Origin of the sequence: Treponema sp. J25 (assembly GCF_004343725.1) — a bacterium.
Classification (GTDB): Bacteria; Spirochaetota; Spirochaetia; order Treponematales; family Breznakiellaceae; genus J25.
The window spans coordinates 39,575-63,748 of sequence record NZ_PTQW01000037.1 but is presented as its reverse complement, the minus strand read 5'-3'; the positions used below and the strand labels follow the sequence as shown (position 1 = coordinate 63,748).

Genomic DNA, 24,174 nt, shown 5'->3' with positions numbered 1-24,174 from the left:
TTTATTCTCGACAATTCCTGAATTTCCGTATATCATGAAAAACCATGATGGACCTCGCCATGATTCCTGCACCGGCCTATGTAAAAACTCTCGATGGGATCTATCACGCCTGTAATTCCCTTTTTTTGAATCTCCTGGGCTTTAATAATGAAGAATGGAGAGGTAAAAATGACTTTGATCTCTTTCCGAAACCGGTTGCGGAACAGTTATTGTTCTGGGACCTCCACGTACTTAGGGAAAAAACACGACAGTGTTACGAAGTGCGATTGATCAATGGGCGGGGAGAGGCCATCCAGGCTTTGTTTCAAACCAGCCTCATAGAAGAAGAAGGAGAAACTTTCCTTTTTGGTATAATTACTGATCTTACCACGGAAAAGCGGAGCCAAGAGGCCCGTTCTACCTCTCTTGCTATGGCCGCAGCGGCGGAAACCGCTATTCAAACCATTGAAGGAATGATTGACCCGGTCATCATTTTGAATCGGCAGGGTAGAATAGAGCGGATAAACCGGGCCTTTGTGGAACTTTTTGGGTTTTCAGAGCCGGTGGTAGGTAAAGAGGTCTATCCTTTTTTCCCTCTTCTTGGTCAGGATGTATTTCGTTCTCTTTTGGCGCGGTGCGAAGAACAGGGGCGAATCCGGAATCTTCAAACCCAGGTGTTGCAACGGGATGGTAAACCCCTGCCGGTATTACTGAATATTTCATTGCTCCGGGATTCCCAGCACGCCATCGATGGTTTTATTCTGGCGATCCGGGATATTTCAAACCTCGTAGAAACAACGGAACAGTTAAAAGAAAAAGAACAGACCCTGGATGCTATTTTGAATGCCTCTGAAGAGGCGGTGGTTTTGGTTGATCGGCGTGGGACGGTAAGGTCTGCCAATCGGGCTCTTTCGTCTCGGTATCAGCGGACCGTAAAGGATATGATTGGACTCTCCTATTTTGATCTGCTCCCCAAATCAATACAAGAATTACAACAGTATTTTGTAGAGTCCATCCTTAATTCCCGAAAGCCCCAGCAAATGGAATGTGAAGAGGCGGGCCATATTTATTACAATTCGGGTTATCCTATTTTTGACGATCAGGGAAACGTGAGTGAAGTGGCTATTTTCTCCTATGATGTGACCGACGAAAAGAAAAGTGAGCAGCTTCAGCGGGCCCTGTATAGTATTTCTGAGGCGGCCTATTTTGCCCGGGATATGTACACCCTTTTTAAGATTGTCCATCGAATCATAAATAAATTGATAAGTGTAGAAAACCTGCATATTTTGCTTCTGGACGAAAAATCGCCGGATACCTTGCACTGCCCCTATTATGTAGAAGAAGGGAAGGAACTTTTTGGAGAACATCGGGAAGCCATGGTGCAACAGGATGGCCTGATTTCTTTTATGATCCGGCAGGGGCAGTCCCTTTTACTTACTGAAGGAGATATTAAAGAAATCGCCACTGTGTATGCGTTAAAGGTACCGGACCCGGTGCCCCGTCAGTGGCTGGGGGTACCCTTAAAGAATGGCGAAGGTACCATCATTGGTGCCCTCGTTACCCACACGAATAAAGAGGGGCGTTCCTACAGCGAGGATGATCGGCGGATCCTCAACTTTGTTTCCAGCCAGATAGCCATGGCCATCGAACGCAAGATGAATGAGGAACGCCTCCGTTCTAAGAATGCCCAACTCAAAATGCTGACGGAAGGGATTATTCTGTCGTTGGTTCAGGCTGTAGAAATCCGGGACCCCTATACCGCGGGGCACCAACAACGGGTGGCATCCCTGGCAGAAGCCATCGCTCGCAAAATGGGGCTTCACCCCGAACGGGTAGAGGCAACCCGCATTGCGGCCCTGCTCCATGATGTGGGTAAAATTGCGGTCCCCTCAGAACTGCTTTCCAAACCGGGAAAACTTTCGGAGCTAGAGCTTGCCCTGATTCGGCAGCATCCGGTGGTTTCGTACAATATCTTGCGGAATATCCAGTTTTCCCAGCCCATCGCGCAGTTTGTTCTGGAACACCATGAAAAAATGAATGGTTCCGGCTATCCCGCAGGCCTGGAAGGAGAAAACATTAACCTGGAAAGTCGAATCATCTGTGTGGCCGATGTGGTCGATTCCCTGGCTTCCCACCGGCCCTATCGACCTGCCCGGGGTATTGAACAGGCCCTGCAGGAAATCCAGGAGCAGGCAGGTATTCTTTATGATGCAGAAGTCGTAAAAGCCTGTTGTTCCCTTTTTAAAGAAGATGGTTTTATGTTTGGTGAGGTGCCCCTGCTGGTTATCCAGGATGCTATTCCCCGAAAGTAGGATTGGCGTACCGCACCTATGTCGCTCTAAAAAATCGTATCGCTCTGGATAAGCCGGATGCCCTCTTTCTGCATACTCTTTTTTGCCGTTTCAAAGGCCTCTTGTTGAATAGGCCGGGTCGCGTCTTCGATGTAGTGTGTGGAAAAACCTGCTTCTCGTGCATCCAGGGCGGTATAAAAGACGCAGTATTCTGATGCAAGACCGCAGAGATACACCTCCGTTACCCCCTGTTCTCTGAGGTATCCTGCCAGGCCGGTGCTCCGCTGGCGACGGTTGTCGTAAAAACCGCTATAGCTATCAATATGGGGATCCGTTCCCTTTCGAATGATGGCTGCAAAACGAAAGGACTCAAGTCCTGGTGCAAAGTCGGCACCAATTGATCCTTGTACACAGTGGTCGGGCCAGAGAACCTGCTGATTCCCCCCGAGATCTATGACTTCAAGAGGGCGCTTCCCTGGATGGGAAGAGGCGAAGCTTATGTGCCCCGCCGGATGCCAGTCTTGGGTAGCCACCACGAGAGGAAACAATGGCATCAGCCGGTTAATGAGGGGAACCACCTCGTTCCCTTTTGGTACCGGCAGGGATCCGCCAGGAATGAAATCATTCTGTACATCAACTACAATGAGGGCTTTCATACCTACTCCTTCGCTTACTAGTATACTAAGGAATCTGCCGAGAGGGGAATGAAAATGGTGAAAACGCTTCCTTTGTTCTTTTGAGAATGAACCGAAATGGTCCACCCATGGGAATCGAGGATGCTCTTTACGACAGCAAGACCAATGCCCATCCCTGCTTCACGACGGGAGTTGGTGCCTCGATAAAAGAGGTCAAAGATCCGGGGGAGATCTTCCTCATCAATCCCAATACCATTGTCAGTTACCTGGATAAGAATTCGTGATGGCTGCTCTTTTTTTTGTTCCTGAAATTCAGAAAATTTTACCCGTTGATTCCGGAATCTTAGGGTGCTTTGTTTGGGATTTCTGTTTCCTGTGGATACTTCGTGGGGGGAGCGGTCTTGTTCTTCTGTATCACTGTGGGTGAGAATAGCAGAGATATGTACCAACCCTCCAGGAGAGGTATACCTCAGGGCGTTATTCACCAGATTTTCGAGGGCCCGGGTAATGAGGGCTTCATTCATTTTTACCTGGATGGCTGGAGGGAGTTCTATACTAAAGGTAACCTGCCGGTGAAGGAGCTCCGCATCTCCCATCACCCTATTACAAAAGGTTTGTAAAAAAGGAACGAGCGGTACTTCGCTCAAATGATGCTGCCATTCGTTTGTGTCCATGCGTACAAAATCGATAAGTTCATTGATCATCCCTTCGAGTTGCTCTACCTTAGAAAGTATGATTTCGATGGAACGATTTCGGGAAGTGGGATCGTCTGTGATGCCATCGCCAATTGCTTCTGCGTATCCCTTAATTAAAGCAAGGGGTGTTTTAAGATCATGAGAAACCCCCATGATAAAACGGGCTCGCCGAATCTCTTCTTCTTTAAGGGCAAGGCGCATCCGGTTAAGAGAAGAGGTAAGACTCGTGATTTCATTGCTTCCCCGGGCTTGTACCTGGAGGTCGAGTTCTCCGGCGGCGATTCGGCGGGTGGTTTCTTCCAAAACCAGAACTGATTTGGTAATAGAGTTAGCAATAATAATGGACATGGTGATCGAAAAAACAAGCAGGGTAAGAAGGATAATAGCTACGTACTGAACGATCCGTTCAAAAGGGTTTGGTGGGCGTTTCCTTTCTCGACTAATCTGGGTAATAACGAGCAATCCATCGTCGGATAGTCGAGTTGGTGCATCTATCTGGAATAGATAGTGATGGCTGTTTTCCCGAATGTAGTCTGTGAGCATCCCGTCGCTTAGTATCATCCCAGGCCTGAAATAAAAAAGGGTAGAAAACACAATTCTCTGTTCAGCGTCGGTTATGATAAAATCTGCCCACGGAGGGCGACGGGATAAAAAGGCGGATATCTCTTCCCATGCTTCGCGATTAATGGGTTTCCCTGTGGCTCGTACGATATCTTCATAGCCGGGTACCGGTTGCACCTGCACTTCGTTTCGTTTTTGGAGAAGAAAAAACACTCCCCCAATTAGGAAAGGAATAATAATAATTCCCGCGATAAGTAGGTAAAACTGGGTGCGAATTTTCATTGATTATTAGCTCCTGGCTCAAAGGAATTACCCGATGGATTAAAGCGATACCCCATTCCATGTACTGTTTCAATATATTGGGGATTGGCAGGATCTTCTTCAATTTTTTTTCGCAGCCGCTGAATGTATACCGCTACTGTAGTGAGGTCTCCGTACGTATTTTTCCATACCGCATTATAAATTGCTTCAGGACTCTTGGGCTTTCCCGAATGACGAGCTAAATACTCCAGAACCCCATATTCTTTGGTAGAAAGATGGATGATTTCCTCTCCTTTTCGTAGTACACAGGATTCGGTATATAAGGTGAAGGGACCAAAGGTAAAAACAGAGCCTTCTTTGTATCCCTTTACTTCTTTTTCTTGAATTCTTCGGAGAAGGGCCCGGATGCGGGCTACCAATACTTTCGGAGAAAAGGGCTTTGTTACAAATTCATCGGCCCCGTATCCAAGACCGGTAATGATATCTTCATCCTCATTCCGGGCAGAGACAATCAAAACCGGAATCGAATATTCCCGTCTGAGATGGGTAAGAAACTGAAATCCATCCATCCCCGGTAAATTGATATCCAGAACAATGAGGTCGAAGGGGCTTTGCTGTAATCTTCCCAGCCCCTCTTCAGCAGTTTCTACGGTCTCCACGGTCATTCCTTCTTTTTGCAAGTAAAGGGCCACGAGTTCGGCCATCTCTTTAGTGTCTTCTATGACTAATATATGGGCATGCATAGTTTCTCTGAGTTTTCGAGAAAAGTATAAAAGGGAATACAAAAATCAACAATGGGATAGGGTTTCCTTTCAGTCGTATATAACAAAAAGTTATTTTTATTTTATGCCCCATTTATGTTCCTCTCCGTTTTCATTGCGTACTATACCAGTATCCAAATACTATGGGGAGGTTCGTATATGAACCGATATTGGTATGTCGGTTTGGGAATACTGCTTACGGGACTGATAAATATTGCTGCAGCCCAAGATGCAACTTCATTAGTACTCACCGAAGAAGATGCGGTTGTTCGGGCCACAGTTCATAACATCAGTCTGCTCCGTTTCCAAAATACGCTCGAAGCTAAGAAACGAGCTGTGGATAGATCCTTCAATTCGTTTTTACCGTCCGTTACGGTGGGAGTTGGAGCGATTCACTCGAATGAGGCATCGTATGATCTTGCAAAATGGAATCGATATGGTTCTCTCAAAACGAGTTTAAGTTTATCGGTCGGGACGTTCTACGATATCGAAACAATAAAACAGCAATATGAGGCTCAGAAAATAAGTTATGAGCAGGCAAAAAAAAGTCTGGAACTGTCGGTTCGTAAATATTTTAAAGGGCTTCTTCTTGCGGAAGAAAATCTGCAGCTTCTTTCTCAAAATCTTCAAACGGCCCAGAAAAATTATGAAGAGGTATTAAAAAAACAGAAAGTCGGTCTTGCTTCGGAAACAGAGGCTCTTTCGGCCCTGGTGACGGTAGAAAACCTGAAGCCCCGTCTCGTTTCGGCCCGGGCAAGCTATGTCAATCAACTGGAAACATTAAAACAACTCATTGGGATTGAAAGTTCCGTGGTGGTAACCCTTCAAGGAAAACTGGAACGGCCAAACACAACGAAACTAGCAGATCTTACCCGTCTCTTAAAAGAGGCTTCTCCTTCCCCCGATGAACAGAGTTTGCGTTCCCAATTAATAGTAGCCGAAATGAACCGCAAAGCCACCGTGGCCAGTACTACCCTGCCAAGCCTTTCCTTTTCCTGGACCTATCAACCAACTGCAGGGGGAACCACTTCTAACTGGGTAGATCAGGGATCGCTAAGTATTGCCCTCAACTGGTCGGTGGATTCTCTTTTACCATTTTCTTCGGCAGGGGAAAGCAGGGATACACTCATGGATACCATTCGGGATCTCCACTACCAAATCGAAGATGCCCGTAAAAATGCGGAGCTTACTCGAAGCTCATACGTCCGGGAAATAGAACAGTATCTTACGGCCCTCGAAAGTTACCAGGCTAATGAACGTCTTGCCCAGCGGAGTCTGGAACTTACCCAGTTGGCCTACAATAATGGCCTTGCCGACTTTATATCTGTTCAGAATGCGGCGGACGACCTTGCGGAAGTCCGTTATTCGATTCTCGAGTACACCTATAATTTGAGCATTACGCTTCTTAATCTTGAATATTCACTGGGGCTCCCCTTTGGGACGCTTGGGAGGTAAACATGAAAGGTCGGAATTTCGTGATAGTTGGCATCTTTGTTATTCTTGTTATCGTTCTTCTTCTGTGGCCGCGGCAGAAGGATGGCCCTGTTGCCGGGGCGTTCCCGCAAGCAAGCGGAAATGTCGCGACAGGACCACAGAAAAAAGAAGGGCCGACGGCGGGACTGACTGCCGCAGGTACCCAGGGAATAAGTGTAAAAAGCACTTCCGTAAAACGCCAGAATTTGCAGGATTATATCCTGGTTAATGGAGAAGTCGCAAGTGAAATCTCCGTAGCGGTGTATCCTGATACGGGAGGGAAGATTGCTTCCTTGCTGGTGGAAGTAGGAACAAAGGTCTCAAAAGGTACGGTCATCGCGGAAGTAGATCCCTCCAAGCCAGGGGCAAGTTATGCCCTTAATCCTGTCATAAGTCCCATCTCTGGTACAGTGGTGGAACTCCCTCTGAATGTTGGCGCTACGGTTACTTCCAGTACCAGTATAGCGACGATTGCGGTGTTAGATCGTCTTGAAATTGTGACCCAGGTACCAGAACGGTATGCGGCCCTTATGAAGGTGGGCCTTTCAGGCCTTGTTTCCTTTGAGGCCTTCCCGGAGAAAAAGTTTTCTGCCGTGGTAAGTAAGGTTTCTCCAGTTCTTAATACTACCTCTCGCACCAGAGAAGTGCGTTTAAAACTAACAGATTCTGGTGATCCGGGGATTGTAATTGGTATGTATGCCCGAATTCGAATAAACACCCTTGTCTATCCAAATCGTATCACCGTACCTGAAACAGCTATTAATAGTTCCGATGGGGTCGAGTATGTCTATGTGGTGAATCAGGATAATACGGTAAGTCGGCGGGGTATTGTGAAAGGGGTCACTATCGATGGATCGGTAGAAATCCTTTCAGGGTTGGAAGAAGGGGAACGGGTTGTTACCGAAGGAGCCCAGAATCTTACTGATGGAACGGTAATCCGGGATATTAGCACAGGAGGAAAGTAATCGTGAGTGTGGCCAAACATGTAGTTTCTCGTCCTGTCCTGGTAGCGGTGGTTTTTGCCCTACTTGCTATCGTAGGATTATATACCTTGACGGACCTGGCTATCGAACTGTTTCCTGAAACCTCGATGCCGATGCTCTTTGTCTCTACTACCTATGAAGGGGCGGGGCCAGAAACAGTAGAAAAATCGGTGACCCGAGTTCTGGAGGGGGTCCTGACTAACTTAAGCGGGCTTAAGAAGATGACCTCCACTTCATCAGAGGGAAGTAGCCGTATTGAGTTGGAATTCGATTATGGAACTAATCTGGATACGGCGGTGAATGATATCCGGGATAAACTTGATCGAGTGAAAAACAGTCTTCCTGATGATGCGAGTACTCCCCAGATCTTTAGATTCGATCCTAATTCGATGCCCATCATGCGGATTGCAGTCCGGGGGAACCGGAGTGCCGAACAACTTAAGGCCTATGCGGAAGACTATATTCAGCCCCGCCTTGAACAGGTTAATGGGGTTGCCCAGGCGAATGTTCAGGGTGGCCGGGATAAAATCATCAAGGTAGAACTATCCCAGAATCGACTCGATGCTTATGGTCTTACGGTAACCGGAGTGGCCAGCGTTCTGGCAACTCAAAATGTGGAATTGGGGGGTGGTTCGATTACTGAAGGGATAAAGGATTACCTCATACGCACTACCGGTGAGTTCAAGAGTGTTACAGAAATTGCCAATACGGTAATAACCACAAAAGATGGATACGGGATAAAACTTTCTGATTTGGGGACGGTAAGCGAAGGATATGAGGATGCTACTTCGATGGTGTATATAAATGGAACACCAGGAGTTTACATCTCTATCCAAAAGCAAAGCGGTGTAAATACCGTGGCTGCAGCAGATGGGGTCTATAAAAAACTGGATGAAATCCGGAAAACCTTACCGGCGGATATCTCCTTAGAGATTATTTCCGATGATACAACCACCATTCGTTCTACCATTAATGATCTTGTGAATTCCGCATTGCAGGGGGCCATGCTTGCCATGGCAATCCTTTTCTTGTTCCTTCGAAGCATAAAGAGTACCCTGATTATTGGTATTTCTATCCCCCTTTCTATGCTTATTACTCTTCTTGCTATGAAACTCGCGGGAATTACCCTGAACATGATGACTCTCACGGGACTTATCCTTGGGGTCGGTATGATTGTGGACGCTTCGATTGTCATGATAGAAAACATTTATAAATACCGGGAGCGGGGGGCCCGGCCGGATGTGGCGGCCATTCTAGGAAGCCACGAAATGATGTCTGCCGTGATTTCCTCTAATCTTACTACTATCTGTGTCTTTATTCCCCTTATATTTTTTAAAAATCGACTGGAGATGCTTGGTCAACTATTTCAAGATACAATTTTTACAATCTTTATTGCCCTCCTTTCCAGTCTATTGGTTGCTATTTTCCTTGTTCCTGTTCTGGCAAGTAAGTATCTTGTCCTTACAACGCGGAAAGAACGCCCTCTGCATAACCGTTTCTTGCAGTACCTTGATAGAATTCTGGAAAGTGCTATAGAAGGGGTTGAAAAGGCCTATCAAAAATTACTTACTGTGGCCATGCATCATCGTCCTACGGTACTCATTGTGGTTGTTGGAGTATTGGCGGTCAGTATTGCCCTGCTCCCACGGATGAATATTTCTTTTATGCCCCGTTTTGGGGATGATTCAGTGACTTTGCAGGCTACTCTTCCAGTAGGAACAACTCTTACCGAGACAGAAAAGGTTCTCCGACAGATGGAATCGTATGCCCGGCAAGAAATTCAGGGAATAAAAAGTATTATCACCAATGTAGGAAGTGGTGGGATGTGGGGGAGCTCTTCCAGTTATAGCGGCTCCCTTACCATTCAATTTGAATCAGCCAAAAAGGGTGTAGACGATTCGGAAAGCGCAAAAGTAAAACTTCGTCGACATTTTTCTGAATTTCCCGCTGTTTCTTTTAGTTTTTCTGCCGGTCGAGCCCAGCAACTTCAAGGAGGGTCAGATATTGATATTGTCCTGAGAGCGATGGATTTAAAAACTGGTATTAGTACAGCCAAGGAAATAATAGAAGTCATTAAAAATCACGTTTCGGATGTTTCAGAGCCAACCATGGATCTTACAGAAGGGCTTCCCCAGGTGGAAGTGGTTATCGATAGGGACCGGGCCTATTCATTTGGAGTAAGTATTCAGGCTGCCGCCAAAGAAATAGAAGCGAGTATCGATGGTGCTACGGCAACGGTGTATCAAGTAAATGGGGAAGAATACGATGTGGTGGTTCGTCTGCAGGAGAGTGATAGGGCCCAACTCCCCGATCTGGAACGCATTTTTGTTCAGGGAACCTCAGGTCGTATTCCTCTTTCCAATTTTGCTACCCTTAAAAAAGGATTTGGTCCGGTAAGTATTGTTCGGGAAAACCAAAATAGGACAATCCATATAACGGCTAATATAACGAGTGGTGAACGGGCCGATAGGGTAGAAGAAAAAATTAAAGCTGCGATAAATGAAAATATGGTACTCCCCGACGGAATTACCCTGAGTTTTGAAGGGGCCTGGCAGAATATCCAGGAACAGGGCGTGGTGTTTATACTTATTTTTACAATGGCGGTGCTTCTTGTTTTTGGAGTGATGGCTGGCCAGTATGAATCTTTTAAAGATCCCTTCATAAATCTTTTTACTATTCCCCTTGCAATTATTGGGGTGGTGATTATCTATCTTATTACGGGGCAAGCTCTTTCAATGTTTACTGCCATGGGGCTCGTGATGCTCGCAGGGATTGTGGTTAATAATGGCATCATCCTTGTTGATTATACGAATCTGCTTGTCCGTCGGGGGACACCCCTTACCGAGGCCTGTATTCAAGGGGGTGTTTCCCGGTTACGCCCCGTATTGATGACAACTCTTACTACTATTCTGGGGCTTATTCCTATGGCTTTTTTCCCAAGTGAAAATTCCCAGATGGTGCAGCCTATTGGGCTTACCGTAATCGGGGGGCTCTCATCAAGTACCTTCATCACCTTATTTGTTATTCCTGTTATTTACTCATACTTTAATCAAGGTCATAAAACCAAGGAGAAACAGCGATGAAACGGATAGAAATTATTGCTAATCGTTCAGTCCAGGAAGAGATTACTACGCGCCTCGAAACAGCTATCGATGGTTTTGCTTATACCCTTATTCCTGTGGTACAGGGGGTAACTCCTGAACGCCGCCGATTGGGAGATGCTACCTGGCCTGAAGAAAATTTTATCCTTTTTGCTTATGTAAAGGATAGCATAGTCCCTCTTGTCGAGGAAGTGATTGCTGTAGTAAAAAATAACTTCCCCGCTGAAGGAATAAAATTATTTACAACCGAGTCCTGTTCCTCCTTTCAGGACTAGGCGATATCCTTCCCGCCGGTTCGTTGAACCAGCAACGGGAAGGTATCTAAAAAAGTAGATGGGCTCCTCCAGTTTCTGGCCTTCTTCACTGGAGGGGCCCTTTTATTATAAAGGCTCCTGCCAAATTTGGCAAATTTTTATACGTATCACCCTTTCTTTGTTTCCTTGTGTTGTTTCTTCCAGGCATCAAGACGTCCTTCAAGGCTCTGAATCTGGCTTTTATCGGAGGTTTTGCTCCGGTCGTGTAAATAGGGAAGGATAACCTGTTCCCGGATAAGGGGCCAATCGGCGGGAAGAATCTCGGGGGGCAGAAGATATTCCGCCGGTGGCATATGTCCAAGCAACAAAGGATAGAATTGCGGGAAAATTTCTTCATTTACTGAACGGATCGCAGAAAAACCGTTAGCTATACCAAAAACCTGCTCATTTAATCGAATCTTTTTAGAGAATTCTAGAATTTTCCGTTGAGTTTCTTCTCGATATAACCATTGAACAAAGGCGTCGCTTGCCCGTTTGGCCCTGTTTTTTTTGTATATTCCTAAAAAAGTTTCTCCCTCAATAATAGGAATCCGATTATCCTTACTTACCCATCGGAAATCGAGGTTTTGTCGTTGTTCTTCGGGGCTGGTAAAAAGGTTCTGGCTTTCTTGATAGGCAAAAAGAATCTTCCCTGAATTAAGAGGAACTGGCGGAGGGGTAACGAGATATTTAAAAGCAAAATCGTCTTCCTGTTGAGGTCCGCCATTTACTTCAATGCTCCATTGATACACATAATTCATTCCTTTTTCCAGGGCCCCACCATTCCAGGCAATAGGATTGCCTTCCCTAAAGGCCGCACCAAAAAGCCGGGCTGTAATATATAAAAAATCATCACTCCAGCGAGGGGAGAACCCCATCTGAAGATATTCCCCTCTTTCATTTTTTTGATTAAACATCTTGCCCCTGTCCCGAATATCGTCCAGGTTAAGTATTCCCGCTTTATTGATAAGACTCGCCTGATCCCGGGGAAAAAGTACGAGGGGAAGATTGAAAGATACGGGTAAAAGATATTGCTTGCCATCAATGTTCCCTAGCTCAAGCAGGGGGGTGTAAAAAGCGGCCTTGTTAAGGAGTAGTTCATCAAAAAAGTAATTCACGTCTTTAAAGTACTTACGGGTGCTGCTGCTTTTAAGCCAGCTTCCAATGACAATGTCAGGGTAGATGCGGGTTTCTAGGAGCTGTTCTCTCAGGTTTTCATAATATGAAACCTCAACTTTATAGGACCTTTCCTGGCTGTTAAATAGTTCCCCATACACCGCCAGTTCGGGCCGATCGGTCCATATTTGAATAACCCGGGGTTCGCTGAGCTCACAGGAACCGGTAAAGAAGATTACGGAAAGGATCATACTAACGAGGGATATACCCCCTTTTGGTATTTGATAAAGAGAAGAAAAGAATGATTTCATAGGCCCATGCTATTCTTGCCTCGTATGCTTGTCAATTAGAAAAATCCAGTCTAGTATAGGACCATGCAGATCCGGGAACCAGACATAATTCGACTCATAGAACGAATCGGCGATCATTATCGCACGAATATTGCGAACCGATTTATTCGACCAGCCCTTTTATATCTTCCTTTAGATAATCAATCATGGGACCTTATTGAAACATTCACCGAAAAAATAGAACAGTATCGTTACCAGGGATTTCATCTGGATGAATTATATCGGCAGATAATTGCCTGTGCCCGCTTTGTTGCTTTAGCCCGGAAAGAGTTAAGTGGAAGCATTCGTAACCGCATCGGAACGGTGAAAACCTCTGATGCAGATCGGGTGTTTCGGGAAATGGCGATGAATGCCTTTCCTTCTAACCTTCGAATTTTTTCTGATATGGTGAATGAACTATATGTTAAGCTGGTTTCTCTTGATAAAGAATATGCCCAGGCGAAGGGAATTGCGCCACTGTATCTTCAAATACCGGAGCTTGCCGAAGTCGGGCGCCAACTCGTAGGGGAATAGCGGGAAGCTCTTCACCAGCGTCAGAGAGAAGCCCCCTTTCCTTCTTAAAGGAGGGGGCGTCTCCGCTGTAAAGTGAATGCACTTTACTTCCTTTCCCCTAGGAAGCCCCTATCCCTTCTTTGATTGGGCTAGAGAACTTGCCACCCGGTAGAGGGCGTTGAGGGTTTCGGGAATGAGATGCTCTTCTACACTGGAAAAGGCAAACCGAAGGTACCGATCTCCCAAGGCGATGGTGCCGATCCCTTCCTCCTTTAAAAGTTTCTGTCGGATTTCTTCGGCGCTTACGCCGGTACACACGAAACACATGAAGTATCCCGAATTAAAGGGGAGGGCCTGTAGTACCGGATGAGTTCCCTGGGAACTAAGAAATTGTTTTACCGCCTGGTATCTCCTCTGGAGCATCGATTTAAATCGGGCCTTTTCTTCTTTGCTCCGGGGATCGGCCATCGTCTTAAGCATGAAGTACTGGGCGGGGGTGTTAGAACAGGACACCGAAGAACGGATAGCTCCCATCAATTTTTTTACCAGGGCTTCGTAGGTTTCCTGCGTCATCCCTTTACAGCCAAAGGTAACAAAGCCCATCCGCAGTCCCCATACGTAATCTTCCTTTGTGGGACCGTCTATTTTTACAGCCAGAACCCGTTCATGGAGCTTTGAAAGGGGACCAAAGAGGGATTCCCCATAGATCTCTGGCTCATAGGCAAGACCAAAGTAGGCATCGTCACAAATGACGAGAACATCAGCCCCTTTTTCTGCGACTTCTTTAATGATGTTTACGAGTTCCATGGCTTCTGCCGTGGTAGGAGAGTAGCCAGAGGGGTTATTGGGGAAATTGAGAATCAGTCGCACCTTCCCGGTCTTGGCCATTCGGTGAATAGCTTCTCGAATGGCAGGAAGGTTAAGACCTGTGCCTTTGCCAAAGAAGGGAACTTCGGTAACCCCGCTTCCTCTGCGATCTTTAAAGATAAGGGGATAGTTATCCCAGCTGGGGTCACTGATGAGGATATCCGTGGTCTCATCAAGGAAAAGGTCTGCTATGTAGGAAATTCCGCCCGTTAATCCGGGTACCACCACAGGCAACGAGATCCCTTCCGGATCAAGGGTCGGATTCTTTTCACAAATACTCTCTTTCCATGCGGAACGAACGGTTTCTACGCCGGCCGTGGGGGCGTATGCCACCGCTTCAAGGGCGGATAAGGTAGGCATTCCTTCCGCGATGGCTGAAAGGATGAGGGGCCGCCCCCCCTCATAGGCCATTCCGATGGTGGCGTTTGCCCGGTGGGCAAATTTCTTTGCCTCCGCAGACTGGGCTATAATCCCTTTTGGAAAATACAGCCGCTTTCCCAGGGAGGAGAGAAGACGGCCCGCCACGTTTTCATCAAGGATGGTATTAAGTTCTACCGCAAGAGTATTCATAGCTGGAAATCTAAAAGTTTGTTCTTCCCTTGTCAATATTGTCATGTTTTTTTGTTACCGATACAATGGAAATATGAAAGCAACGGAACAACCCAGCGCCGCAGTCCTTCTGGAGCGGTGCCTTACCGAATGTAAAAAAACGATTGTCGGACAGGATGCGGTAGTTCGGGACCTGCTTATGGCCCTCATAACGGGAGGGCATGTGCTTTTAGAAGGGGCCCCAGGGCTTGCAAAGACCCGGCTTGTAAAAACCTTAGCCCGTCTCACCGGTCTTTCGTATAAGCGGATACAGTTTACCCCTGATCTTTTGCCGGCCGATATTACGGGGACCCTTGTCTGGGAACAAAAAACGGGTGCCTTTGTGGTCCGACGGGGGCCTCTTTTTGCGAATATAGTGCTGGCCGATGAGATTAATCGGGCCCCTGCGAAGGTGCAATCGGCCCTTCTCGAGGCAATGGAAGAACATCAGGTAACCATTGGGGATGAATCCCTTACCCTACCCGAACCTTTTATAGTGTTTGCCACGCAAAATCCTATTGAACATGAGGGAACCTATGAATTACCGGAGGCCGAACTGGACCGTTTTTTGATAAAAATTCGAGTTCCCTATCCTTCTAAAGAAGAGGAAGACGCCATTGTTTCTCTGCACCTTGCCACCCCTGAGTCGAATCGGCGTCTTGATGAGATCCAGCCCCTGTTACGAGACGGCGGTCTGGAAGGGCTTCAACGCCTGGCAGAAGAGGTAGTGCTTGATAAGGCTATCCTTTCGTATATTACCGCCCTTGTCCATGCCACACGACCTGAGTCTTCTCATCAAGGAAAGCGGCCCCTGCGGGACGACGTATACCGCTATATTTCCTTTGGGGCCTCCCCCCGGGCATCTATAGCCCTGGCCCGCTGTGCCCGGGTACGGGCCCTTTTTGAAGGACGGTCCTATGTGCTGCCAGAGGATGTAAAATCGGTGGCCCCCCTGGTGCTTCGGCATCGGTTGATTCTTTCCTATGAGGCGGTTGCCGATGGCCTTAATCAGGATGCCATAATCGAACGCCTTCTTGCTTTTGTGCCGGTTCCGTAAGAACATCATGACCAGAAGGGAATTGCTGGAAAAAATCCGAACCTTCCCGATCCTTGCCAGGGGGCTTTCCTGGGATGTGGTGTCAGGGGAATTCCGTTCCCTCTTTAAGGGCCAGGGAATGGAATTCTCTGAGGTCCGTCCCTATGAAGTAGGGGATGATGTGCGAACCATCGATTGGAATGTTACGGCCCGTTTTAATCATCCCTATGTAAAGTTGTTTCAGGAAGAACGGGAAATGCCCCTCTATCTGATCGTGGATTTTTCTGCTTCCATGGGAAGTCCCTCCCGGGTCCGGCGTATAGACCAGGCCCTGCTTGTGGGTGCCCTCCTCGCTTTTTCGGCCCAACGAATGGGACGGCGGGTGGGGGCTCTTTTCTTTTCGGAGGAAGTGACCTCCTACCTGGAGGCCCGTAAAAATTTCCCCGCCGTAATGGAACTCATCCTTCGGGCCCTGGATATCCCCTGCGATGGGACAGAGTCCCGTCTTGATAAGGCCTTTGACTTTCTGGGGGGAAGTCTGAAAAGAAAGAGTTTCCTGGTGGTTATTTCGGATTTTTACTGTACCGCCTGGGAGCAGAGCCTCGGAAGATTGGCAAATCGCCACGATCTTTTGTTGATCCATCTGGTGGATCCGAATGAAAAGGATTTCCCCTCCCTGGGGACGGTACCCCTTCAGGATCCTGAAAGCCAGCGAAGCATGGTGGTTCCTACCCACCTTAAAGGGTTCAACCGGGAATGGCAAAGCTGGCAGGAAGAACGGCGGATCTATGTACAACAGGTAGCTCGGCGCTATGATGTGGGATATCTTGCGATTTCTACTGCCGAGGATCCCTATAAGGCTCTACGGGCCTTCTTTAATCGGCGACAATAACTATGGAATGGCAAAAACATACAGGTCTGGGATCCAGAAAAGAAAATTGGCACCGTGACTCGGTTTTCCCCAGAAGGAAGGATGGATTGCCGTGTCAATGGATGGGGTGGGTAAAAAGGGAGCCTGGTTTGATTTTTTCTCAGATTAAAAAAGTGCGGTTTCATGCACGAACTTTTTTAATATATCTATGGCTCGTGATAGGGGGATGGCTATACCCTCAGAATCAGGGCGAAGGATATACCGTTCAATTGGTTCCTTCGGTAGTGTATGTGGGAGACCGGGCCCGGGTGTACCTGAAGGTGCCGAATCCTGCTGCCGTCCCCCTAGAACGGGTAGAGTTAAAAGGCCCTCTACCAAAAAGTACGGAACTCGTTCTTTTTGGAGTAGAACTGGTGCCGGGCAACAAATTTTCTACCATCCTTATTGATTTTGCGGCCTATCGGCCGGGGAATGTCCTGTTGCCACCGCTTACCATTGGCCCCTTCACATTAAAGAATGTATCGATTCCCATAGCGTCCGTTCTTTCTGAAGAGAAGGGGAGCCCTGTCCTCGCGCCCTATGAACGGCCCCTCTGGGCCCCCGGTACGGTGTTGTTTCTATCCCTGGTAGGAGGAGGGTCTCTTCTCGCGGTGGGCCTCCTTATCGGAATCCCCACCCGGGGGCCTGCCATGCTCGCCAGGTATCGGGAATTGAGAAGAAAGAGAAAGGCCCTTGTTTCCCTACAACGGCTTGTTGGTTCCCTCGCCACGAAGAAAGACCTTGAAGGAGAAGATTGTGCCCTCCTTGCTCAAACCATCCGCGGGTATTTGCGCGATCGGGCGGAATGGGACTGTTTTGCCTTAACTACTGATGAAATGAGGCACCATGAGAAGGTGCTTGCCATAGAGGGACTGGGGGAGCCCCTCGTGGCTTTGTTTTCTCTTTTTGATAAGGTGCGTTTTGGGGATCCCCAGAAAAAAAGAGTTTCGGCGGAAGAAATTCTCTCCTTAGTAAAAGAGGTGATGGAAAAAATAGAACGCTGGCGGATTGCTGCTAACAAAGGTGCTGGCATACCAGAAGGGGAAACTAGAAGGGTGGAGAAGGCTAATGTTTTTTCAATTTGAATATCCCCAATATGTACTGGTGATGGCGGGACTTTTTTCTCTCCTGTGGTTGTGGAGGCGGTATGGGAAAAGGTCCGTTCTCTTTACCGTTCCTCTTGGCGCACCGGGAGGAAACACCTTTGGTCTCCGGTATGATTGGCGTATCATGTTATGGTGTAGCCGAGCGGGGGAGTGGTTAGGGATATTGCTCCTGATTATTGCCGCTGGTAATCCGCAGCTGGTGGAAAACAAGCCCTTCTACCTTGAACGGGGACAGGAGATCATGTTTGTGCTGGATGTAAGCCCCAGTATGGCAGCCCTCGACATGGGAGGAAAGAATCGTCTGGAGGCCGCAAAAGCGGTGATTCAGCGTCTGGCGGGGCTGCGACCCGCCGATGCCTTAGGCCTTGTGGCGGTAGGTCGCGATGCGGCCCTCTTGGTTCCTCCTACGATAGATCACGGGACCTTCTTTAAACGATTGAACAATCTGAAACTGGGTGAACTGGGAGATGGAACCGCCATTGGAATGGGGCTGGCCCTGGCTGCGTTTCATACCCAGAAGATGGCCAATCTCAAAGAAGGATCTGCGCCCATGGTAGTGCTTCTTACGGATGGAGAAAACAATGCCGGCTCGATTCATCCCGATAGGGCCGCAGAAATTATAAAGGATCTGGGGCTGTCCTTCTGGGTCATTGGGGTGGGACGCCAGGGAGAAGTACCCCTCGACTATACGGACCCCTCTACAGGGGAACGACGGGTGGGAACCTTCGAATCCCGCTATGATGTTCAGTCCCTGATGTCCCTGGCAGAAAAAGGAGGCGGGGGCTTTATGGTGGCCGATTCGGTAGAATCCCTCGAAAAGGCCTTTACCCGGGTAGACCGTTCTTCTAAAAAGACTAGCCGGGTAGTCCATGTGGCGGTCCGTCATTCGCTACTGAAACCCTTTTTAGAATGGGGTGTGATTCTTCTCGTTGTGTTTTGGATTATTCGTCGCATCCTTTTGCGGGAGCTTGTATGAGACTTGAACATCCCCAATTTCTCTGGTTATTTGTAGGATTGATACCCCTTTGGATTGTCTTATATAGGGAACGGCAGCGCCGTTGGGTATCCCTGGAGCAGCTGAGCGCCCCTTTAGATGCGGAGTATATAAAAAAACGGAGCAAAAGCCGGGATTCTTGTATGCTTCTTTCCCTGGCCTTTCTTATCATAGCCCTGGCGGGCCCCCGCTGGGGAACACGAACTATCCCGGAACGACGCAGTGGTCTGGATCTCCTGTTTGCCTTTGATGTTTCGAACAGCATGTTGGTGGAAGATATTTCCCCCAACCGATTGGAAAGGGCAAAGAAGATAGCCTTGGAAGTTCTTTCCCAGCTTGAACAAGAGGGTTTCTTGTTTCACTGCGGTGTGGCGCTGGGAAAGGGACAGGCGGTTCTTGCGGTTCCTCTTACCAGCGACACAGAATCGGTGCAACGAATGATCCAGGACCTTTCGCCGGACATATACTCCTCCCGGGGGACAAACCTTTCAGCCCTGGTGGAGGTCGCTGAGGAAGCCTTTTCCCCAGAGTTGGCTACTCGGAAGGTGGTGCTTTTATTTTCTGATGGAGAAACATTGAGCGGCGGGGAAGAAGGGGCTTTTTCTCTTTCCGGCGAAAAATCCCTGAGGTTTGGGGTCGTTGGGGTGGGAACCCCTGAAGGGGGGCCCGTTCCTGTTAAAGGGGTAAGTAGCCAAAAGGGGACTCCCATTATAAGTACCCTCAGGAGAGATTTTTTACAAAAACTCGCCCTGATACGGGGTGGCATCTATGTAGATGGGGCTCAGGAAGATGTGGTGCTTCGGCTTATCGATTTTCTAAAACCTTTCCTTTCTGGGGAGACCCAACCCTTTGATGTTCGAAAAGAAGTGATAGATCAACGACCGTTCTTTATCTTGCTTGCCCTGGGAAGTCTTTTCCTCCCGGAGATTCTGGTTTCAAAAAGGAAGCGTACCAAATGAGATGCGGACGTTTTCTGTGGTGTCTTGGAATGGCCGGTTCCCTGGTATTGGCCAGTTCCTGTAGTTCCTGGGTCAGAGCTTCCTGGGAAGTGGTCCGAGGGGTATACCATATGGAACGAAATCACCCTTCGGAGGCCCTGGGGGCCTTTCAGTTGAGTCTTACGGACCGCGACGTGTATCCCTACGGCATGTATAATCTTGCCACCCTGGCCCTTTCTTTAGGAGAATATGAACAGGCGGAACTTCGGTATTCCCGGTTATTAGAGGAACTCCAGATGCAAGAGCCAGAGGCGGTCCCTCAGAAAAACAGGGAGTTACTCTTCCGAATATGGTATAACCGGGGCTATGTCCGGTATGTGCTCGAAAATTATGAAGGGGCCCTGAGTGATTTTCGTTCTGCCTTAATCCTAAAACCTTCAGAAGGAACGGCAAAACGGAATCTGGAACTGGCCCTTAAAGCCCTGGAACAGAAGAAGGCCCATACGGGAACTATCCATTCTATGGAAATGAGTAGAAAAAAAGACGCAGGAACAGTGCTTTTTGAATATCTTAGACAGCGGGAAGGAACACTATGGAAAAGCCCTCGAGGGGAAGATACAGAACCGGTTCCTCTGGATTATTAAGCATCCTATGGGCCACAATAGGCCTCGGTGTATGGGGTGTGATGATGGGAGGCCTTCTTTGTGCGGAAGAGCCTGCTTCTCGACCGGTCATACTCGAGATAAGCCCTTCTACCCCGCTGGTGAATCAGGAAGTATGCTTTACCTTCTTTGTTGATTTCCCCGACCCTTCGGGGGTAGAAATCCTCTTCCCACCGTTGCCTCCGCAACTTGTCCTGGACCGGATAATTCGGGATGTCCAGAGGGCTCGACCCGAGATGGGCTTTACGGAGCCGCGGATCAGCCGCATTCGCTTTTATTTTATTCCCCGGCAAGTAATTCAGGAGAAGGTTGGCCCCTACACTGTCCGTATCCAGGGGAAGGAATATGCGGTGGCCCCGGTGTTTCTTTCTGTTCTGGATACTCCTGATGTGGGAGGGATAACTCGACAGGAAGAAGCCCTTCCCCCCCTTAGCTGGGAACTGCCCCCTACGGGATTTAGAGTTGGAAGTGCAACAGAGGTCCGGTTGGTTCTAGGTGAAAGGGGAAGCTTTTTTAAAGGAAACCTACAGGATTGGACGAGTCAGGTCTCGTTACATCCCGATTGGATCGTGGAACAGACCGCTATTCCCTCTCCAGGGGGGGCTTCTGAAACGGTGGGAGGAAATGACTCTTTTGAGGTTCTCCGGCTTACCCTTACTCCTCTGCGGGAGGGGGCTCTTATGCTTCCTGAGGTAGTGTTGCGGACGGGACAGGGGGCGGTGCTTAAAAGCCCTGTGCAGGAGGTGCGTGTAGGGTCTGCGCTTGCTGGAGAAAATCGTAGGGGATTGGTGACAGAAAGACCAGCCGCCAGGGAATCCCCCGCGAAAAGTCGGGAACTTACTTCGGCCAGAGCAACTTCCCAAAAGAAGGAGGATGGCCCCCACCAGGTTCTAAAAGAAGGAGAAGACATTGCTGCGTTGTTTGAGGGGGTCCCCTCTTTTCTCACAGCCCTGCTTGCCCCCTCTGTAGAAACGCAGGTGCTTCCCCTGTGGAAAAATGGGGAGTATGGGAAAGCCCTTGGTGCTGTGCGTCGCCTTGAGCGGGATAGCCCCGTGGGGTTTCTGTATCGTGGCCCCCGTAGGATCCTTGAAGAGAAGCTGGGGCTGCCGTCTGGTCCAGATGAATATCCCCTTTTCTGGATGTATTTTTTTGTATTGCTAATTCTTATTGGCATTGGTGGATGGCTCTGGTGGAGCTTTGGCTATAAACCCTATCAAACCCATAAAAGGCTGTTTCCCCTTGGGGCCGTAACCTTTTTCTTGTTGATTTTATTTTTTGTGGTGTGGTACGGTGGTACCTCTTTTTTCCCCCGGATAATCTATGGAGGAAGGCCTGCGATCATAGGGGAGACAACCTCCTTGTATCAACTTCCGTATTTTACCGAGGATGAGGCAAAACAAAGCAGGAAGGGAACTGCCGTGAAAGCGGGAGAAAGGGTCCTGGTGCAGGTGTTGTCCTCTCCCTGGTGTTATGTGGTGCTTTCCCATCAAGAGATTGGGTGGATCCAGAGGGAAAAACTGTATTTTTATTAACGAGAGGGCCGATGAATTTTGGAGATATTCTTGATGCCTGGGAAGGACGAAAGAGGCCTACCCAAAAAGGGGAAAAAAATGAAAAGAAAGCATCTAGCCAGGGAGCAGAGAGAACTTCTATGCAACATCCCGCCCCATCCTTTTCTGGTAGGGACAAGAGGCAGATTGAAAAGAAAAAAGAATCAACGGTGAAGGAATCTTCCGGAACGAGGGAGGAAGGGACATACCGTTCCGCTTCGGAACTAAGGGATGTGCTTACCGCCTGGCTCGATGTTCACGGTATAGAAGATAAGGATAAAGCCTTAGATCGCCTTAAAGAGGAAGTGGAGGAACAACAGGAACGGCGACGAAGGTTGTTACAAAAACACCCTGATGCAACCATCGATTTACACGGCTGTACCCGGGACGAGGCCTGGGATGCCCTTTCTCTTTTCTTTCAGCAAGCCCTTCGAGAGGGGGCAGAAAAGGTGCTTATCATTCATGGGAAGGGAAATCATTCTCCTTCTGAAGCGGTGCTTATTCGAACGGTTCGGCAATTTATTGAACGGCACCCTGCTGCCGGGACTCATGGCTTTGCACCACCACAGTGGGGTGGTTCTGGCGCTACCTGGGTAATTCTAAAGCATAAAAAAGGAACTAAACAACGATAGGCCTGTTTTGTATCTGAGGGCCCCTTGCACAGAGGTCCTGCTTTCTTTCGGAAGGAATAGAGCAGTGCGCCCCTCGTGGCGCTTATTTCTCACGATAAATGATTCGGCCCCTGCTGAGATCATAGGGAGAGAGGGCAATCCGTACCCGATCTCCAGGAACAATTCGGATGTAATGTTTCCGCATTTTTCCCGACAGGTGCGCCAGGATAAGATGCCCATTCTGGTTGTCCAATTCAACCCGGAACATGGTATTGGGGAGGGCTTCCCGCACAATACCTTCTACTTCTATCGCTTCTTCTTTTGCCACAAAAACTCCTTTGTGCACAGTACTCGTACCTGCTCCGCAGGAATGAGATATAGTATTTATTCTATGCTATAGGGAAGCCCCTCGTTTTGTCAATCGGGGACAGGTCCCTTATGGTTTTGTTCCGGGGTAGTCCTTAGAAAGAGAGGAGGCTCTGCATGAAAAAAGGCTCCCTTTCCCCTGGGATTTTGGATTACTAAAATGGTCTGGTTGGGGGGTAAAAAAATCCTGAAAAGTCTTGACAAAAATCGAGAAGTACGACAATGTTGCCAGACCTATGGAAGGGGGACGTATGGATAAAGAATTTGTAGAAAAAATGAGAGAATCCCTGATAAATCTCAAAAAAGAAATTATCTCTACGTTGGTGGCAGGTAACGAGGATTTTAAAGAAATTGTGGAAGGGATGGACCCAAAAGACTTTGCGGACATTGCTTCCGATGATATCGATCGAAAAATGATTGAAACCCTGGGAACCCAGGACATTAAACGACTCAAAGCGATTGATAACGCCTTAAGCCGGATACAGCAGGGGAAATACGGGCTTTGTATCAAGTGTGGAAAAAAGATTCCCCAGGATCGGCTCGAGGCAATCCCCTATGCCCTCATGTGTATTGAATGTAAGTCATCGGAGGAACGGCGGAATCGTTAACTCCACAGGCCTAGGGCCGGGGGAGGGAAAACCCTTCCCCGCCTCAGGTCAGGGCAACCTCTTCCCAATGGATTTTTCTTTTTGTGCTGTGAGAAGTGGTGGGGGGAGCGGAGGTTGCCACCAGCATGGTAGTATACCCGGCCTTGAGGGCCGCATGATGGGCCGTTTCGTAATAGAGGCCGAGATGTTCTGGCCGGTGGGCGTCGGCATTGATGGTTACCGGAATATGGTGTTGGGCCAGTTCTTTTAAAAGAAAAGGGGCAGGATACAGTTCGGGGACCCTTCGCCGGATAAGCCCGCCGGTGTTGATTTCTACAATAATGGATGTGTTTTCGAGATAAGGAATAACCTCTTTTGCCCATTGAAGGTAGCGGTTCGGCGCCTGGGTCTCGAGCCAGGGATGGTGGTTCTTTTTTATCAGGTCCATGTGTCCCAGAATATCGAAGTTCCCCTTTTGTATCATCTCTCTGAGGGTCTGCCAGTACGCGTACGCTGCGGCCTCGTAATCCCCGCCAAACCCTTCCTGAACCCCCTGCTGCCATTCCTGGATGTCTCCGTCGATTGCAAAGGGGGGAGATCCTTTCTCTGGCACCAGGTAATGCACGGAACCAATCAGAAAATCGAAGTCGTAGCCCTTGTTCTGAAAGTCCGCTGGGCCCAGGATGCCCGGGATATAATCGACCTCAAGGCCCAGATACACGGTGAGCTTGCCTTCCCAGCGGTTCCGGGCCGAGAGAACCGCTTCCACATAGGCATCGAAGTTTTCTTCTAAAAGATGGATCTCATAATGGAGCCCCGGTGCTTTCGGGAGGGGGGCATGGGCACTAAACCCTATGGCTTCTAAGCCCCGTTCAAAGGCGGCCTGACACAGTTCTTCTACGGAGCCTTCTCCATCACAAAAGGATGTATGGGTGTGTACACAACTGTAGCGCATGAACCCAGTATGG

General features: G+C 48.4%; 22 protein-coding genes. 15 read left to right on the top strand and 7 right to left on the bottom strand.

Annotated elements, in window-relative coordinates:
* Nucleotides 1–44 precede the first annotated feature (44 nt).
* Entirely contained in the window at nt 45–2,291 is a 2,247-nt protein-coding gene (locus C5O22_RS11205) for an HD domain-containing phosphohydrolase (RefSeq protein WP_132781849.1), read from the top strand.
* A 26-nt stretch (nt 2,292–2,317) separates the two neighbouring features.
* Here the strand turns inward: C5O22_RS11205 and pncA are convergent, their stop codons facing one another.
* From pncA to C5O22_RS11190, 3 genes are read right to left on the bottom strand one after another with little or no spacing between them, the layout of a single operon-like run.
* The gene (gene pncA / locus C5O22_RS11200; RefSeq protein WP_132781847.1) at nt 2,318–2,926 is read right to left on the bottom strand and encodes a bifunctional nicotinamidase/pyrazinamidase; all 609 of its coding nucleotides are present in this window, start codon (nt 2,924–2,926) and stop codon (nt 2,318–2,320) included.
* 17 nt (nt 2,927–2,943) lie between these two features.
* Nucleotides 2,944–4,443, bottom strand: a complete 1,500-nt coding sequence (locus C5O22_RS11195) for a sensor histidine kinase (protein WP_132781846.1) — start codon at nt 4,441–4,443, stop codon at nt 2,944–2,946.
* On the bottom strand, nt 4,440–5,165 hold the full coding sequence (locus C5O22_RS11190) for a response regulator transcription factor (RefSeq protein ID WP_132781845.1): 726 nt from the start codon (nt 5,163–5,165) through the stop codon (nt 4,440–4,442). The genes C5O22_RS11195 and C5O22_RS11190 overlap by 4 nt, the downstream gene beginning before the upstream one ends.
* 177 nt (nt 5,166–5,342) lie before the next feature.
* Here C5O22_RS11190 and C5O22_RS11185 point away from each other — a divergent pair, with 177 nt between their 5' ends.
* From C5O22_RS11185 to C5O22_RS11170, 4 genes are read left to right on the top strand one after another with little or no spacing between them, the layout of a single operon-like run.
* Nucleotides 5,343–6,638: a TolC family protein gene (locus C5O22_RS11185; RefSeq protein ID WP_165910505.1), complete on the top strand. Its 1,296-nt coding sequence runs from the start codon at nt 5,343–5,345 to the stop codon at nt 6,636–6,638.
* A gap of 2 nt (nt 6,639–6,640) precedes the next feature.
* Entirely contained in the window at nt 6,641–7,621 is a 981-nt protein-coding gene (locus C5O22_RS11180; RefSeq protein WP_132781842.1) for an efflux RND transporter periplasmic adaptor subunit, read from the top strand.
* Between the two features lie 2 nt (nt 7,622–7,623).
* On the top strand, nt 7,624–10,722 hold the full coding sequence (locus C5O22_RS11175; protein ID WP_132781840.1) for an efflux RND transporter permease subunit: 3,099 nt from the start codon (nt 7,624–7,626) through the stop codon (nt 10,720–10,722).
* Entirely contained in the window at nt 10,719–11,015 is a 297-nt protein-coding gene (locus C5O22_RS11170) for a PG0541 family transporter-associated protein (RefSeq protein ID WP_132781839.1), read from the top strand. Before C5O22_RS11175 ends, C5O22_RS11170 begins: the two co-directional genes overlap by 4 nt.
* Nucleotides 11,016–11,161: 146 nt before the next feature.
* Here the strand turns inward: C5O22_RS11170 and C5O22_RS11165 are convergent, their stop codons facing one another.
* The gene (locus tag C5O22_RS11165) at nt 11,162–12,400 is read right to left on the bottom strand and encodes an extracellular solute-binding protein (RefSeq protein WP_165910504.1); all 1,239 of its coding nucleotides are present in this window, start codon (nt 12,398–12,400) and stop codon (nt 11,162–11,164) included.
* Nucleotides 12,401–12,523: 123 nt separating this feature from the next.
* Here C5O22_RS11165 and C5O22_RS11160 point away from each other — a divergent pair, with 123 nt between their 5' ends.
* Nucleotides 12,524–13,012, top strand: coding sequence for a hypothetical protein (locus tag C5O22_RS11160; protein WP_132781836.1), 489 nt, complete (start codon nt 12,524–12,526; stop codon nt 13,010–13,012).
* A 108-nt stretch (nt 13,013–13,120) separates the two neighbouring features.
* Here C5O22_RS11160 and C5O22_RS11155 read toward each other — a convergent pair whose 3' ends face one another.
* On the bottom strand, nt 13,121–14,428 hold the full coding sequence (locus C5O22_RS11155; RefSeq protein WP_132781834.1) for an aminotransferase class I/II-fold pyridoxal phosphate-dependent enzyme: 1,308 nt from the start codon (nt 14,426–14,428) through the stop codon (nt 13,121–13,123).
* 73 nt (nt 14,429–14,501) lie between these two features.
* Here C5O22_RS11155 and C5O22_RS11150 point away from each other — a divergent pair, with 73 nt between their 5' ends.
* The 8 genes from C5O22_RS11150 (at nt 14,502) to C5O22_RS11115 (ending at nt 22,274) form a co-directional block, all read left to right on the top strand.
* The gene (locus C5O22_RS11150; RefSeq protein ID WP_132781833.1) at nt 14,502–15,503 is read left to right on the top strand and encodes an AAA family ATPase; all 1,002 of its coding nucleotides are present in this window, start codon (nt 14,502–14,504) and stop codon (nt 15,501–15,503) included.
* 7 nt (nt 15,504–15,510) lie between these two features.
* On the top strand, nt 15,511–16,374 hold the full coding sequence (locus C5O22_RS11145; RefSeq protein ID WP_132781832.1) for a DUF58 domain-containing protein: 864 nt from the start codon (nt 15,511–15,513) through the stop codon (nt 16,372–16,374).
* A 128-nt stretch (nt 16,375–16,502) separates the two neighbouring features.
* Nucleotides 16,503–17,477 carry a hypothetical protein gene (locus tag C5O22_RS11140; protein WP_207895380.1) on the top strand — a complete coding sequence of 325 codons (975 nt, stop codon included), beginning with the start codon at nt 16,503–16,505 and terminating at the stop codon, nt 17,475–17,477.
* Nucleotides 17,461–18,474: a VWA domain-containing protein gene (locus C5O22_RS11135; protein ID WP_132781829.1), complete on the top strand. Its 1,014-nt coding sequence runs from the start codon at nt 17,461–17,463 to the stop codon at nt 18,472–18,474. Before C5O22_RS11140 ends, C5O22_RS11135 begins: the two co-directional genes overlap by 17 nt.
* Nucleotides 18,471–19,451 carry a vWA domain-containing protein gene (locus tag C5O22_RS11130; protein WP_165910503.1) on the top strand — a complete coding sequence of 327 codons (981 nt, stop codon included), beginning with the start codon at nt 18,471–18,473 and terminating at the stop codon, nt 19,449–19,451. The genes C5O22_RS11135 and C5O22_RS11130 overlap by 4 nt, the downstream gene beginning before the upstream one ends.
* On the top strand, nt 19,448–20,074 hold the full coding sequence (locus tag C5O22_RS11125; protein ID WP_132781826.1) for a tetratricopeptide repeat protein: 627 nt from the start codon (nt 19,448–19,450) through the stop codon (nt 20,072–20,074). The genes C5O22_RS11130 and C5O22_RS11125 overlap by 4 nt, the downstream gene beginning before the upstream one ends.
* A gap of 41 nt (nt 20,075–20,115) precedes the next feature.
* On the top strand, nt 20,116–21,624 hold the full coding sequence (locus tag C5O22_RS11120) for a MerC domain-containing protein (protein WP_132781825.1): 1,509 nt from the start codon (nt 20,116–20,118) through the stop codon (nt 21,622–21,624).
* 11 nt (nt 21,625–21,635) lie between these two features.
* Complete coding sequence (locus tag C5O22_RS11115; protein ID WP_132781824.1) at nt 21,636–22,274, top strand: Smr/MutS family protein; 639 nt, start codon at nt 21,636–21,638, stop codon at nt 22,272–22,274.
* Nucleotides 22,275–22,356: 82 nt separating this feature from the next.
* Here the strand turns inward: C5O22_RS11115 and infA are convergent, their stop codons facing one another.
* Complete coding sequence (gene infA, locus C5O22_RS11110) at nt 22,357–22,581, bottom strand: translation initiation factor IF-1 (RefSeq protein WP_132781822.1); 225 nt, start codon at nt 22,579–22,581, stop codon at nt 22,357–22,359.
* A gap of 289 nt (nt 22,582–22,870) precedes the next feature.
* Between infA and C5O22_RS11105 the strand changes: the two genes are divergently transcribed.
* A complete protein-coding gene (locus C5O22_RS11105) occupies nt 22,871–23,227 on the top strand; it encodes a TraR/DksA family transcriptional regulator (protein ID WP_132781821.1) in 357 nt (118 codons plus the stop codon).
* Between the two features lie 43 nt (nt 23,228–23,270).
* On the opposite strand, the gene C5O22_RS11100 is transcribed toward C5O22_RS11105, so the two are convergent.
* Complete coding sequence (locus tag C5O22_RS11100; RefSeq protein ID WP_132781820.1) at nt 23,271–24,161, bottom strand: histidinol-phosphatase; 891 nt, start codon at nt 24,159–24,161, stop codon at nt 23,271–23,273.
* Nucleotides 24,162–24,174: the final 13 nt, after the last annotated feature.

Coding starts and splice junctions, on each gene's coding strand:
- C5O22_RS11205 (WP_132781849.1), top strand. CDS start 45: ATGATGGACCTCGCCATGATTCCTGCACCGGCCTATGTAAAAACTCTC.
- pncA (WP_132781847.1), bottom strand. CDS start 2,926: ATGAAAGCCCTCATTGTAGTTGATGTACAGAATGATTTCATTCCTGGC.
- C5O22_RS11195 (WP_132781846.1), bottom strand. CDS start 4,443: ATGAAAATTCGCACCCAGTTTTACCTACTTATCGCGGGAATTATTATT.
- C5O22_RS11190 (WP_132781845.1), bottom strand. CDS start 5,165: ATGCATGCCCATATATTAGTCATAGAAGACACTAAAGAGATGGCCGAA.
- C5O22_RS11185 (WP_165910505.1), top strand. CDS start 5,343: ATGAACCGATATTGGTATGTCGGTTTGGGAATACTGCTTACGGGACTG.
- C5O22_RS11180 (WP_132781842.1), top strand. CDS start 6,641: ATGAAAGGTCGGAATTTCGTGATAGTTGGCATCTTTGTTATTCTTGTT.
- C5O22_RS11170 (WP_132781839.1), top strand. CDS start 10,719: ATGAAACGGATAGAAATTATTGCTAATCGTTCAGTCCAGGAAGAGATT.
- C5O22_RS11165 (WP_165910504.1), bottom strand. CDS start 12,400: ATGATCCTTTCCGTAATCTTCTTTACCGGTTCCTGTGAGCTCAGCGAA.
- C5O22_RS11160 (WP_132781836.1), top strand. CDS start 12,524: ATGCAGATCCGGGAACCAGACATAATTCGACTCATAGAACGAATCGGC.
- C5O22_RS11155 (WP_132781834.1), bottom strand. CDS start 14,428: ATGAATACTCTTGCGGTAGAACTTAATACCATCCTTGATGAAAACGTG.
- C5O22_RS11150 (WP_132781833.1), top strand. CDS start 14,502: ATGAAAGCAACGGAACAACCCAGCGCCGCAGTCCTTCTGGAGCGGTGC.
- C5O22_RS11145 (WP_132781832.1), top strand. CDS start 15,511: ATGACCAGAAGGGAATTGCTGGAAAAAATCCGAACCTTCCCGATCCTT.
- C5O22_RS11135 (WP_132781829.1), top strand. CDS start 17,461: ATGTTTTTTCAATTTGAATATCCCCAATATGTACTGGTGATGGCGGGA.
- C5O22_RS11130 (WP_165910503.1), top strand. CDS start 18,471: ATGAGACTTGAACATCCCCAATTTCTCTGGTTATTTGTAGGATTGATA.
- C5O22_RS11125 (WP_132781826.1), top strand. CDS start 19,448: ATGAGATGCGGACGTTTTCTGTGGTGTCTTGGAATGGCCGGTTCCCTG.
- C5O22_RS11120 (WP_132781825.1), top strand. CDS start 20,116: ATGATGGGAGGCCTTCTTTGTGCGGAAGAGCCTGCTTCTCGACCGGTC.
- C5O22_RS11115 (WP_132781824.1), top strand. CDS start 21,636: ATGAATTTTGGAGATATTCTTGATGCCTGGGAAGGACGAAAGAGGCCT.
- C5O22_RS11105 (WP_132781821.1), top strand. CDS start 22,871: ATGGATAAAGAATTTGTAGAAAAAATGAGAGAATCCCTGATAAATCTC.
- C5O22_RS11100 (WP_132781820.1), bottom strand. CDS start 24,161: ATGCGCTACAGTTGTGTACACACCCATACATCCTTTTGTGATGGAGAA.